This is a genomic window from Mesorhizobium sp. 113-3-3, from assembly GCF_016756495.1.
Lineage (GTDB): Bacteria > Pseudomonadota > Alphaproteobacteria > Rhizobiales > Rhizobiaceae > Mesorhizobium.
In genome coordinates this window covers 6,834,108-6,846,114 of sequence record NZ_AP023243.1, presented here as the reverse complement: position 1 = coordinate 6,846,114, position 12,007 = coordinate 6,834,108, and the positions used below count along the sequence as shown (strand labels likewise).

11 protein-coding genes are annotated in these 12,007 nt (G+C 60.3%); 1 reads left to right on the top strand and 10 read right to left on the bottom strand.

Features of this window, described 5'->3' with window-relative positions:
• Positions 1 to 46 precede the first annotated feature (46 nt).
• The 10 genes from JG746_RS32900 to JG746_RS32855 all read right to left on the bottom strand — a co-directional run bounded on the left by JG746_RS32900 (position 47) and on the right by JG746_RS32855 (position 10,016).
• Positions 47 to 241 carry a 4Fe-4S binding protein gene (locus JG746_RS32900; protein ID WP_010913566.1) on the bottom strand — a complete coding sequence of 65 codons (195 nt, stop codon included), beginning with the start codon at positions 239 to 241 and terminating at the stop codon, positions 47 to 49.
• A 32-nt stretch (positions 242 to 273) separates the two neighbouring features.
• Positions 274 to 1,755, bottom strand: coding sequence for a nitrogenase cofactor biosynthesis protein NifB (nifB, locus tag JG746_RS32895; RefSeq protein ID WP_202324405.1), 1,482 nt, complete (start codon positions 1,753 to 1,755; stop codon positions 274 to 276).
• 250 nt (positions 1,756 to 2,005) lie between these two features.
• Positions 2,006 to 3,766 carry a nif-specific transcriptional activator NifA gene (gene nifA / locus JG746_RS32890; RefSeq protein ID WP_044548983.1) on the bottom strand — a complete coding sequence of 587 codons (1,761 nt, stop codon included), beginning with the start codon at positions 3,764 to 3,766 and terminating at the stop codon, positions 2,006 to 2,008.
• A gap of 156 nt (positions 3,767 to 3,922) precedes the next feature.
• Entirely contained in the window at positions 3,923 to 4,222 is a 300-nt protein-coding gene (locus JG746_RS32885) for a ferredoxin family protein (protein WP_006333856.1), read from the bottom strand.
• A gap of 12 nt (positions 4,223 to 4,234) precedes the next feature.
• On the bottom strand, positions 4,235 to 5,542 hold the full coding sequence (locus JG746_RS32880) for an FAD-dependent oxidoreductase (RefSeq protein ID WP_027056558.1): 1,308 nt from the start codon (positions 5,540 to 5,542) through the stop codon (positions 4,235 to 4,237).
• Between the two features lie 11 nt (positions 5,543 to 5,553).
• Complete coding sequence (locus JG746_RS32875) at positions 5,554 to 6,657, bottom strand: electron transfer flavoprotein subunit alpha/FixB family protein (RefSeq protein ID WP_202324402.1); 1,104 nt, start codon at positions 6,655 to 6,657, stop codon at positions 5,554 to 5,556.
• 20 nt (positions 6,658 to 6,677) lie between these two features.
• Entirely contained in the window at positions 6,678 to 7,529 is an 852-nt protein-coding gene (locus tag JG746_RS32870) for an electron transfer flavoprotein subunit beta/FixA family protein (protein ID WP_202324399.1), read from the bottom strand.
• A gap of 186 nt (positions 7,530 to 7,715) precedes the next feature.
• Positions 7,716 to 8,099 carry a nitrogenase stabilizing/protective protein NifW gene (nifW, locus tag JG746_RS32865; protein WP_199201487.1) on the bottom strand — a complete coding sequence of 128 codons (384 nt, stop codon included), beginning with the start codon at positions 8,097 to 8,099 and terminating at the stop codon, positions 7,716 to 7,718.
• Positions 8,080 to 9,336 (bottom strand): cysteine desulfurase NifS, encoded by a 1,257-nt coding sequence (gene nifS / locus JG746_RS32860; RefSeq protein ID WP_199201488.1) that lies wholly within the window; start codon positions 9,334 to 9,336, stop codon positions 8,080 to 8,082. The genes nifW and nifS overlap by 20 nt, the downstream gene beginning before the upstream one ends.
• A 524-nt stretch (positions 9,337 to 9,860) precedes the next feature.
• Complete coding sequence (locus tag JG746_RS32855; protein WP_171903241.1) at positions 9,861 to 10,016, bottom strand: hypothetical protein; 156 nt, start codon at positions 10,014 to 10,016, stop codon at positions 9,861 to 9,863.
• Between the two features lie 34 nt (positions 10,017 to 10,050).
• On the opposite strand from JG746_RS32855, the gene JG746_RS32850 reads away from it, so the two are divergent.
• A complete protein-coding gene (locus JG746_RS32850) occupies positions 10,051 to 11,949 on the top strand; it encodes an ABC transporter ATP-binding protein (RefSeq protein ID WP_244730954.1) in 1,899 nt (632 codons plus the stop codon).
• Positions 11,950 to 12,007: the final 58 nt, after the last annotated feature.

The window sequence follows — 12,007 nt, the reverse complement described above, 5'->3', positions numbered from 1 at the left end:
TGGTCCTGCGGAGGCGCCTCGACCGTGTCAGTAGCCGAAATGGAGGTCAGGCAGGGACGCAAGTCTTCGACACCGGACATACCGAGGCGCATTGCTGCGTTTCGAAGGTCCCCTCGCATTCGGTGCACTTTTTCGGATCGATCACGTAGGTCTCGCCCTTGAACTTAATCGCGCCCGAAGGGCATTCAAACTCACAGGCACCGCACTGGGTGCATTGGGAAGCGATGATCTTAAAGGCCATTTTCAACTCCGGTTCGGTTAGAATGAGGCGGCTCAGGCCGTCGCAGCCAGTGGCTCACTCCCAAACTCGGCGGCGTAAAGCGCGCCGATCGCGGTCTCGATGTAGTCATACCCGTAAGCCTCCGTTGCTCGGATCCCACCTTCCTTGAGACGATCCTCGGGGCAATTTCCAATTCTCGCGCACAGCACGATGTCTACGCCTTCGAGCGTAGAGATGACGCCGTCGAGGCTCTTGTCCTCGGCCCGGCCGCCGAGGCAATACTGTTCGACCTTGCGATGACCGACGAAACTGATCCCTTTCGGAGAGGCCTCATAAACCTGGAATTCCTTCGCATGGCCGAAATGCTCGTTGATGCGGCCGCCACCCTTGGTCGCCACCGCTACCAGAAGCGATTTGCCGGAGCCTGCGGTCTTGACCATCCCGAGCGCCTCGCTCTTGGCCGCCAGGCGATCGCCCCGCTCGCGCGCGACCACTGCCCGATATGTCTCGCGCTTGCTGGCGTCGTACGTGACCTTGTCGGGAAGCCGGTCGAGCGTGAATTCCTGGCCACGATCCTCGCCGAGCAGGCCGACAGCATCGGCCCGGCACTGCCGGCAGTGGCGCATCAACTTGGCGCCGCCTTCGAGACGATCCTGAAGGGCCTTCAGCTCCATTGCCTTGGGGCCGCGCTGCCCACTCAGGCCGTAATGCGTACCGTGCGCCGGGTCGGAAATCAGCGGCATGACATTGTGCAGGAACGCGCCGCGCTCCTTGACCCATTTATTCACCTCGATCAGGTGCTCATCGTTTACGCCGGGGATCATTACCGAATTGATCTTGGTGAGGATGCCGCGCGCCGTCAGCATCTCCAGCCCCGACATCTGTCGTTCGTGCAGGATCGTGGCGGCCTCAACGCCGGTATAACGGCGGTTGCCATAGAAGATCCACGGATAGATCTTGGCACCGATCCGCGGGTCGACCATGTTGATGGTGATCGTCACGTGATCGACATTCATTTCGGCAAGCTCGGCGACGCGGTCTGGCAGCGCGAGCCCGTTGGTTGAGATGCACAGCTTGATGTCGCCGATTTCCTTGGCGACCCGTTGGAATGTCGCCTTTGTGTTCTTCCAGTCGTAACAGGCATCGCCCGGTCCGGCGATGCCAAGCACGGAAAGCTGCGGCACTTCGTTGGCAACCCCGATCACCTTGCGCAGCGCCTGGTCGGGCGTCAGCCTTTCCGAAACGACCCCAGGCCGGCTTTCGTTGGCGCAGTCATATTTGCGATTGCAGTAGTTGCATTGAATATTGCAGGCTGGGGCGACCGCCACATGCATGCGCGCGAAATAGTGGTGCGCTTCCTCTGAAAAGCAGGGATGATCCTTGATCTTCTCCCAGACGACCGAGTCCATCTCGTGCGGCTTCGCGGAGGAGCCGCAGGATGAAGATGCGCAGCCACCGGATTTCGCTCTCGCCGGCGACTGATCGAAGACTGTCGTGCCGGAAAGGCCCTGTAGCGAAATCATCGGTGCGGACATGGAGCGGCTCCGTGCGTGGTGTGAACATCGCACTTCAGAGCGCAAGAGATATGCCAACCCCAAAAGCGGTCTTATCCGTCATGTTGGCTTTTACGTCGGCCTTTTGTGTCCAATTGTGTCCGTTTCCTGCGACACGGTTTTGTCAGGTCGCCGACAACGGTCAAAAGCAACGCGAAAAGTGACGTCTTGTCTCAGTTACGCCCGGTGCGGGCAGCAACCGCGCCCCCACGTTTGATGTCATCAGGGACGTTTAGAACTTCTTCACTTCGATATGATGCCGGCGCAGAGCATAGCCGACCTGCCGCGGCGTGAGACCGAGGAAACGAGCCGCCTTGGCCTGAACCCAGCCGGCTTTCTCCATCGCATCGATCAGTCGGTCGCGTTCCGTCAGACGCTGGTTGATTGCTGGGCAAGCTGGATGGTTGGGGTCGCAGGTCTCGCCGGGCGATGCCTCATTCTGGGAGGGGCCGACTCGCATGGCAGGCAGCGGCGATCCAACCGGCATCATATTGCCACGTGCGAACTCGTCGACGGCATAGGCGCCGTGCGAACGGCCGACTCCTTTCCACAGAAGCGAAGAAAGGCACTGGCTGTTCTGGCAGGCGAAATCCGACGGAGTGATTGTCATTGAACGCGCAAGTGTGGCCGTCCGTCGCACACAATTCTCCAACTCACGCACGTTGCCAGGGAAATAGCATTGCGAGATCAGGTCAAGCGCCGACGGCGTGAAGGCAAGATCGCGATGGTTCTCCTTGTTGAATCTATCGAGGAGAGCTTTGGCAAGGCGTGGAATATCGCCCGGCCGCTCTCTGAGGGGAGGCAAGACTATTGGCACCACATTGATGCGGTAATAAAGGTCGGCCCTGAACTCTCCATTCCGGACAGCCATCTCGAGGTCCTTGTTGGTGGCGCATATGAGCCGCACGTCAACCTTTAGGGTCCTGGTGCCGCCCACTCGCTCAAGTTCTCCTTCCTGCAAGACGCGCAACAGCTTGGCTTGAAAGGCAGGCGAAATCTCGCCGATTTCATCAAGCAGCAGGGTTCCGCCATTCGCCAATTCGAACCGGCCGGCGCGCTGCAGGATAGCCCCGGTGAAGGCGCCCTTCTCGTGGCCAAAGAGCTCCGATTCCAAGACGCTTTCGGGCAATGCGGCGCAGTTCAATTTGACGAAGGATTTCTCCCTCCGATGCGAAAGCTTATGGATGGCCTGTGCAAAGAACTCCTTGCCGGTACCGCTTTCGCCTCGCAGAAGCACGGTGGAATTGGTCCTGGCCACGACCGAGACGATCTCCAGCACTTGCTTGAGTGCGGGACTTTCTCCGATGATTCCGTCGATCTTGACATGCGGATGTCGGGCCGGATGGGTCCTGTCCTCGTCGAGCGATTGCTCTGGTCTCGGTTGCTTCTCGATAAGTCGCTGACCAGCCGTGCTCAAAGTGCGATGCAGGCGGATGGTCCGGCCGACCAGATTGGCGACCATGGCCAGGAAACGTAAGTCCTCCTCGTAACGGAACTTGGTGGTACCGTTCCTGACCCGGTCGATCGACAGCGTCCCGAAGATCTTTTCCTCAGCCTTTAGCGGGACACCGATAAACGCAGTTGCGATCGTGCCGCTGGTCGATTGAGGATCGGCCTGAAACAGCTCCGACGTGCTTGTGTCTTGTATGACGATCGGCACTCCAGTAGCGACGATTTTGTCTATTACGGCCTGGGGTATGACACTGCCGATGGCTGACTGAGGCACAGCGCCGCCGGTAGTTGCGCTAATCTGCGGCTCTCCTTCAGCGTCCAGGACGACAATTGCGCCATGACGCATTTGCACAAACGAGGAGAGGATATTCGCGACATTGGCAAGCGTAATCTCCAGCCGGGTCGGGGCAGTCAGAATCTTCGATATCTCGTAGATTCCCCCGAGCAAGCTGTCCGCATTGCGCGCCGCTTCGACCGCAGGTTCAGGCGGGGTGTTCCGAGATACAATTTCACCGACCTGATCTGGAAGCATGTGAGCCATGCAAACACCTCAAGGGTTGTCCAAGGTGCTCCTCCCAGGCCCTTTTTTGTATTTTGAGTTCCAGAAACATAGTATTTTCAGCCTTTCGGCAATTGTGAACAATATTGGCGGTCTTGACCGCATTCCGAGCCTCTCGTTTCCCGCTCTTTGCGCCAGTCATCCGAACTTGAAGAGAACGCCGAAGCCGCCGCGCGGGTAATTCCACACGATCTCACCGCTGGCCTCGCACAGCACGCGACAGGTGCCGCATTCCATGCAGCCGTCGGAAGTGGTCTCCACCTGTCCCTTGTCGTTCAACTCATAGCATTTGGCCGGGCAGATGTGTGTCAGCGCGAGCAGGTTCGCGCTCGGCCTCTCGTGCGGTCGCACTTTGATATGCGGGCGGCCCGGATCGACCAGATAGCGGTTCTGATAAAGCTTCTCCTCGACACGTAACTTCGTCACGGCCATCGTCATCCTGTTTCTCCTTCAGCGCCAGGCGAGTGCCAGGCGGACCACATCGCTGATCAGCCCCCAGCGCGAACGCGCCTTGATGAAGGCAGCAGTGGTCGCCTTTTCCTTCTCGATTTTCGGGGTTCCGTCGACCCGCATGAAGTTCTGCGCGGCCTGCGACATCAACTGCGGGTAAGTCATGAAGAAATTGCGGGAATTGGTGTGTATCAGGGCCGGCATGTCCTTATATTTCATCAGGTCTTTGACTACGAAGGACTTGTCCAGCATGGTCTTGTAGAGGGCGAGGTTCCTCCTGATCATCGGCTGGTTGCGGCCCTTGATCTCAATGATTGCCTCGCCCGCGATGCGACCGGAAGTCATGGCAAGGTTCGAACCCTCGCGGTGAATAGCGTTGTTCAGTTGGGCGGCATCACCGACCGCCACCCAACCGTCGCCGAAGAGCTGCGGAATTGCCTTGTAGCCACCTTCGGGAATGAGATGCGCGGAATACTCCTTGACTTCCGAGCCCGCGATCAGCGGCCGGATCGAAGGATGGTTTTTGAAGTTGTCGAGGAGGACGTAAGGGCTCTCCATTGTCTGGGCGAAATCGGAGACGAGGCAGCCAATGCCGAGAGAGATCGACTCCTTGTTGGTGTAGAGGAAGGCCAGTCCGGCCATGCTGCGGGAAATCGTGCCCGCCGCTTCGATCACGCAGCCTTCGTCGCCCTGGAGGCCGAACCGCTGCTCAATGACCTCATCGGGTAGGAAATGCATTTCCTTGACAGCGAGCGCCACGCTTTCTGGCTTCGGCATCTTGCGCAGGCCGGCCCGTGTACCGAGCAGTCCGTTGACACCTTCTGCGAGCACGACGACGTCCGCGTAGATCGGCCCGCCAGCCCGGTCGGTGCGCACGCCGATCACCTTGCCGCTGGCATTGCGGACAAGTTCGGTCACCGTCGTCTCGCACAGCACCGTCGCGCCGGCCTGGCGCACCTTGCGCGAAAACCACTTGTCGAATTGGGCGCGGATGATCGTGTAGCGATTGGGCTTCGCCTCGTTGAAATCGTCCGATCGATACTGCATCCCGGTGTGGGAGGTGTCGTCCATCACCCAGAATCGCTGCTCGACCAGATGCCGCTCGAGAGGCGCATCATCCCGGAAATCCGGAATGATTTGCTCCAACATGTCGGCGTACATGATGGCGCCCTGGACATTCTTGGAGCCCGGATACTCGCCGCGCTCCAACTGCAGCACCGTCAGGCCCTGGCTTGCCATGGTGTAGGCGGCCGCGTTTCCGGACATACCGGCCCCGACGACGATGGCGTCGAATTCTTCCTCGATCATGGCCCTCTCCCTTAGCTCGCAAGCTTGTCGTGGCTGTGCGGCGACAGCCGCCGGGTGAAAGCTTCCGTCAATGCCGGCAGGAAACGGATTGCGTCGGTGACGATGCCGAGATGGGCAAATTCGAAGATCGGGGCGTTCGGGTCGGTGTTGATGGCTACGATCAAATCAGCCCCCTCCACGCCAACCCGATGCTGAATGGCGCCGGAAATCCCGGCCGCTATGTAAAGCTTTGGCCGGATGGTCTTGCCCGTTTGGCCAACCTGCCGATCGGCAGGCATCCAGCCCTTCTGGACCAACGGGCGCGAACAGCCATATTCGGCGCCGATTGCCCGCGCTAGATTCTTCACAAGCTGCAAATTCTCCGCTGAGCCGAGACCGAGGCCTCCGGCAACCACGATGTCGGCGTAGGCGAGATTTGCCTTTGCCGACTGGCGATCGAGGTTGAAGCCAAGGACTTTGGTGATGATCTCTTCCTCGGTCATTGACAGCTTGTGCCGGATGACACGCCCGACCGGCTTGTCCGTCCGCGGTGGCATGGCCATAACCCTCGGTCGTACGGTGGCCATCTGCGGCCGGTAGTTCAGCGTATAGATCGTGCACAGCAAGGAACCGCCGAAAGTCGGACGGGTCGCGGCGAGCGAACCGTCGACCACATCGAGTTCGGTACAGTCGGCAGTGAGCCCTGTCAGCAAGGTCGTCGCTACTGAGCCAGCGAGATCCCTGCCGAGCGTGGTCGCACCGAGAAGCAGGATCTCCGGTTTGTGGGTATTGACCAGATCCGTCATCGCCTTGGTGAAAGGCTCGTTGCGATAGTCGGCAAGCAGCGGTGCCTCGACCAGGTAGACAAGCTCGGCGCCGTAAGCGAAGGCCTCGGCAACGGCATGCTGCGTGGCCTCGCCCGGCGGTCCGAGCACGATCCCCGCAAGCTGGATGCCTAGCTTGTCGGCGAGCTTGCGGCCTTCGCCAAGCAGTTCGAAGGACACGGGATGGACCTCGCCGCGTTCCAGTTCGATGAAAACCCAGACGTGCCGATAGTCCCTAAAGTGCTCAGGCAATTCCCTCTTGATGCCGGCACGGCCGGCGGAAGGAGGAGCTTCGCGGTTCGCGTTCGACATCATCTCTCCTTGCCGTTCCGTCACTGGCCGCCGTCGAAGGCGAGTTCGTGTTCCAGCGCTGGCTGGCGGGTAAAGATTGCGGCGATCAGTTCGTCAGCGAGGTCGTGCTGCGTCTTGTCGGTCATGTCGATCTGCGTCGCCTTTTCCGCCCTCGTGGTTGGGGCGAAAACGCGCTTGACGACCGTCGGCGAGCCGCGCAGGCCGCATTTGTTGAGGTCCTCAATGCCAGCTTCGGCCGCGCTCCATTTCACGATCTGGCTGCGCGCGGCGCGCATGGCGTCCTCGAGCGAGCCTCTGCGGATTTCGTTGGTGCCTTCCAGCATTGTGATGAGGCAAGGCAGCCTGCTTTTCAGCATCTGCGTACCGCCTTCCGAACGGCGCTTGACGGTGATCTCGCGAGCATCGACATCGATAGAGTCGATCTTCGCCACATAGGTGAACTGCAGGAGGCCGAGGCGCTTGGCGATGCCGGGCCCGACCTGGGCGGTATCGCCGTCAATCGTCTGCTTGCCGGCGAAGACGATGTCCGGCGCGCCGAAGGTCTCGCCAATTCTCACGATTGCCCGAGAAAGCGCGAAGGAGGTCGCCAGCGTGTCGGAGCCGGCAAAACAGCGGTCGGTCAAGAGTACCGCGCGGTCGGCGCCATAGGTGAGCGCCTTGCGCAGCGCATCTTCTGCCATCGGCGGACCCATCGTAAGCACGGTGACCTCGCCGCCATGGGCGTCGCGCAATCTCAGTGCCTCTTCGAGGGCGAACAGGTCGTAAGGGTTGATGATGGTCGGCACGCCCTGGCGCATGATCGTGTTCGTCACCGGGTGGACACGTATCTGCGCGGAGTCCGGCACCTGCTTGATACAGATTACAATGTGCATTGCGTCTTTCTCGGCTCCAATCCGCAAGCGGCCCTGGCGTTCATCTCCTTCGCAGCATCATTCGTGCCAACCGCTTTGCGTTGCTCTGTTTCCTTTTGACATGGGGTTGTTTTCTTCCGAACGGTACCGTCGTGATGACCGAGTTTGTCGGCTTTTCGACATTGTCGCGTCGCACTCGTGTCGCGTTCATTCTGTCCCGAACCGCTTCAGGATCGACTCGAACGGGACAAAGGTGTGGTCCCGAGTGGCCGGTTTGTCGGGATCGTGCTCTTTGAGCACCTTGAAGACCCGGTGGGTGAGTGGCGAGGATGTCGCGAAATCCTCATAGGCGCGTTCCAACGTCGCACGCGCCCGCGCGGCGATCACCCCGTCGGGAAGACCGGCGAAATCCTCTTCAGCGAGATATTGGCCCATGCGCTTCAGGATATGCAGCCGTGAGACATTGAGCACCCTCGGATCATAAGAGATGCCAAGGACTGCGAAGAACTCCTCCGCAGCCGACAGGCTCTTCAGCCGGGCGAGGATGTCGGTGACATCGATGGCGCGGCTTTCAGCGAAACAACTGCGCATTGCATTCTCCTGGGCCGGAAACGGTTGTCGGGTTTGCCTTGTCGCCCAGGCCTGGAGTTGATTGAAGTTCTCTCGCCTGGCTGGCAGATGGGGAAAGCTCACGCAGCTTCTTCACGATCCCGGGCATGACCTCGAGCACCCGGTCGACGTCCTCCTCGCCGTTGTTGCGCGAAAAGGAGAAACGGATTGCACCGTGTGCCGCGTTATTGGGGATATTCATCGCCACCAAGACGTGGCTCGGCTCCAGCGAGCCGCAGGCGCAAGCAGAGCCGGAGGAGCAGGCAATGCCCTCGCGATTGAGGAAATGCAGTATGCCCTCACCTTCGATATCTCCAAAGGCGATGTTTGCGGTATTCGGCAACCGCTTTAGCAGATCGCCGGCGACGAAGGCGTCTGGGATGCTTTGGAGAAGTTCCTTCTCCAGGCGGTCGCGCAACGCCTTTACCCGTGTGTTCGCGTCGTCCATGAAGTTCAAGGCAAGATCGGCTGCCACGCCGAGGCCGACGATGCCTGGCGTATTCTCCGTGCCGGCGCGGCGGTTGCCCTCCTGGCCTCCCCCCTTGATCAGCGGACAGAAGCGCACGCCGCGCTTTATATAAAGTGCGCCGATCCCTTTCGGTCCGTGTAATTTGTGACCGGAGAGAGACAGCATATCGATTGCCGTCGATTTCAGGTCGATCGCAAGCTTGCCGACCGCTTGCACCGCGTCGGTATGGAAAAGGGCGCCGACTTCTTTGGCCAACTCAGCAAGCTCGACCACCGGGAAGATCGTTCCGGTCTCGTTGTTCGCCGACATGATCGAGACGATCGCCACGCGCGGGGTGAGGGCGGCCTTATAAGTGTCGAGGTCGAGCCGGCCGTGGCGATCCACCGGGATCCTATGCACCTTGATGGCGCGCGTCTTCTCCAGGTGGGCGCAAAGCGTCAGCACGGCCGAATGCTCGACTGCGGAAGTCACGATCTCTGTGCGCTCAGGCATCACCTCGAGCGCTGAAAGGATCGCCGCGTTGTCGCTTTCCGTCCCGCCCGAGGTGAAGGTGATCTCGTCGTCGAACTCCGCGCCGATGAGCGTTTGCACCTGCAGGCGCGTCTTTCTCACCGCCGCCCCGGCGGAAGCGCCAAAATCGTGGCTCGACGAAGGGTTGCCGAAATGGTCGGTAAAAAACGGCAGCATCGCTTGAACGACTTCCGGATCGACCCGTGTCGTTGCGTTGTTGTCCAGATAAACAGGTCTCATGGATGTGATCCTTCTCCTGAGCGCAATCACACAAGGCGCACGCCCGGTCTGTCATGATGATGATGATGGTCAGCCGAAGGAGTTGCCGCCGCCACATTCGGCCTGCGCGCTTCTTGGCGCCGGCGCGGCAACCCGCCTCGACCTTGGTGCGCCAGCGTTGCGCCGGCTCGGCCCCCGGCAAGCGCGGTCTTTAGGTCACGGCGTTCTCGGTGCGCTTGATCATGGACTGTCTCTCCTTCAGGCCGGACGCGTTCGCGAACAGCTACGCATGGACCGTGCCAAAGAAGGGAATCATTTCAAAACAACATGATGGCTCTAACACTGCTATGTCGCATTTCCGACATCGGCGGGAATTGTTCAACGCGGAACGCCGTTGAATCGGGCGTAGATTCCGCTTCGCGTGAGGAGTAATCCTGTCGGGCCGTTCGCCAAGGATGCCCGCGCGACCGAGGCGTCCTGTCGGGTTTGTCGAGTGCGCGACACGCCACTGTTACGCCCCCGTTGCCCTGCTGAGATCTCGTTTGTCATTGTAGAATATGCAGAAAATTCTTCTGAGCTTCTTTCTGAGCCTTTGGCGCGGCTTTTGCGGTTCTCTCCTCGTAGGGCAGCGCGTGCCCGCGGCCGATATTCATCTCGCGGGTGACATCGCGATCGATGGAACGAAGGAAAGAAACCAACATGTCAGCTCCAGATCAGCCACCCGCATTCCGAGCGATGTTTTCGTCCTCACGCAGACCTTCCATTTCGGGTTTCTTGAGACCGAGCGGCCTGCTGCGCTCTTACAAAGCCACGCGGCGTTTTCACATCGATCTACGCGGCGCCGCCTTTCGCGACGTTTTCGCCTTCACCATGCGCCACTGGAGCAGGCAACCGGTCCGGCTCCCGATCATTATGATCGCGGTGCTGGTGGCAACGCTCCTTGACGTTCTGACGCCGCTCTATTCCGGACGGCTCGTAAACGCGGTCGCCCAAGGAGCGGCAGCCGACGCCGTCGTGTGGGATGCGGCACTTGCGGCCTTTTCAATGTTGATTGCGCTCGCACTCGGCGCCGTCGTCATGCGCAACATCGCCTTCATTGCCGTCAATGACTTCATTCTGAAGATGATGTCGGACATCGCCAGCGACGCGTTCCATCGCGTCCAGCGCTTTTCGACCGATTGGCATGCGAAAACCTTCGCCGGCTCTACGGTGCGCAAGATCACGCGCGGCATGTGGGCGTTCTGCCTCCTTAACGACACGATCCTTCTTGCCTTGTTCCCGTCGCTCATCATGCTCGTGGGGTCGAGCGTTCTGCTCGGCTGGTATTGGCCGATGATGGGGCTGATCATCGCTTGCGGCTCGGTTGGCTATGTGGCGCTGATCATTGTCCTGTCGCTCGGCTATGTGGCGCCAGCCGCAAACCTCGCCAACAACTGGGATACGAGGCTTGGCGGCTCGCTTGCGGACGCGATCAGCTGTAACGCTGTGGTCAAAGGCTTCGGCGCCGAGGGGCGGGAAGATCATCGCCTGGCGAAAGTTATCTCCAAGTGGCGGCACCGCACCCTCCGGACCTGGGTGCGCGGGACGGTCAGTGCTGCATTCCAGGGGATCATGCTTCTTGCGCTGAGAGCGGCTTTGATCGGCTATGCCTTATTTTTGTGGTCGCGCGGCCAGGCTACCCCAGGTGACATCGCCTTGGTGCTCGGGTCTTTCACCGTCCTGTATGGGTACTTGCGTGATGTTTCCATACACGTGCGCAACATCCAGCGCTCTGTAAATGAGATGGAGGAACTGGTCCAAACCTACAGCCAGCCGCCCGACGTGGCCGATGTTCCGGGCGCCAAGCCGATCCGGATCACGAAGGGTCACATCGATTTTGAGAGCGTCCATTTCCACTACGGCAATCATTGGTCGCCCTTCTACAGCGACTTGTCGATTTCGATTGAGGCCGGCGCACGGGTCGGTCTGGTCGGCCCCTCTGGCTCCGGCAAGACCACCTTCGTCAAGCTCATCCAGCGGCTTTACGACCTGGATGCTGGACGAATCTTGATCGATGGGCAGGACATCTCGCGGGTGACGCAGGGCTCGCTGCGCTCCCAGATCGCGATCGTACAGCAGGAGCCCCTCCTGTTCCACCGCTCGCTGGCCGAGAACATAGCCTATGGGCGGCCGGGTGCTTCTCGGTCCGATGTCGAGCAGGCGGCGCGGCTCGCCAGCGCGCATGACTTTATTGCGCGCCTGCCGAACGGCTACGGTACGCTGGTCGGCGAGCGCGGCGTTAAGCTTTCAGGCGGCGAGCGCCAGCGTGTGGCGATAGCGCGCGCCTTCCTCGCCGATGCCCCGATCCTGATTCTGGACGAGGCGACATCAAGCCTCGACTCGGAATCGGAGGTGCTGATCCAGAAGGCGATGGAGCGGCTCATGGTCGGGCGCACCACGCTCGTCATTGCGCACCGGCTTTCGACGGTGCGGGCACTCGACCGGCTGCTTGTCTTCGACCGTGGTTGCATCACCGAGCAGGGCGACCATGCCGCGCTGATCCGTCGCGACGGCATCTACCGCCGCCTGTTCGAGCGGCAGGCCTTGGAACTGACAAAGGGGGAGTGGGATGAGACCAATGTGCAACGCGGTTGAACGCGGCGTGAATTCAGCTTGCCTCCCCAGCAATCCTGTCGGGCCGGTCCTGAAAAGG

Bases quoted from the DNA above. Each gene is read 5' to 3' on its own strand.
- JG746_RS32900 (WP_010913566.1), bottom strand. From the start codon at position 241: ATGGCCTTTAAGATCATCGCTTCCCAATGCACCCAGTGCGGTGCCTGT.
- nifB (WP_202324405.1), bottom strand. From the start codon at position 1,755: ATGTCCGCACCGATGATTTCGCTACAGGGCCTTTCCGGCACGACAGTC.
- nifA (WP_044548983.1), bottom strand. From the start codon at position 3,766: ATGGCTCACATGCTTCCAGATCAGGTCGGTGAAATTGTATCTCGGAAC.
- JG746_RS32885 (WP_006333856.1), bottom strand. From the start codon at position 4,222: ATGACGATGGCCGTGACGAAGTTACGTGTCGAGGAGAAGCTTTATCAG.
- JG746_RS32880 (WP_027056558.1), bottom strand. From the start codon at position 5,542: ATGATCGAGGAAGAATTCGACGCCATCGTCGTCGGGGCCGGTATGTCC.
- JG746_RS32875 (WP_202324402.1), bottom strand. From the start codon at position 6,657: ATGTCGAACGCGAACCGCGAAGCTCCTCCTTCCGCCGGCCGTGCCGGC.
- JG746_RS32870 (WP_202324399.1), bottom strand. From the start codon at position 7,529: ATGCACATTGTAATCTGTATCAAGCAGGTGCCGGACTCCGCGCAGATA.
- nifW (WP_199201487.1), bottom strand. From the start codon at position 8,099: ATGCGCAGTTGTTTCGCTGAAAGCCGCGCCATCGATGTCACCGACATC.
- nifS (WP_199201488.1), bottom strand. From the start codon at position 9,336: ATGAGACCTGTTTATCTGGACAACAACGCAACGACACGGGTCGATCCG.
- JG746_RS32855 (WP_171903241.1), bottom strand. From the start codon at position 10,016: ATGTTGGTTTCTTTCCTTCGTTCCATCGATCGCGATGTCACCCGCGAG.
- JG746_RS32850 (WP_244730954.1), top strand. From the start codon at position 10,051: ATGTTTTCGTCCTCACGCAGACCTTCCATTTCGGGTTTCTTGAGACCG.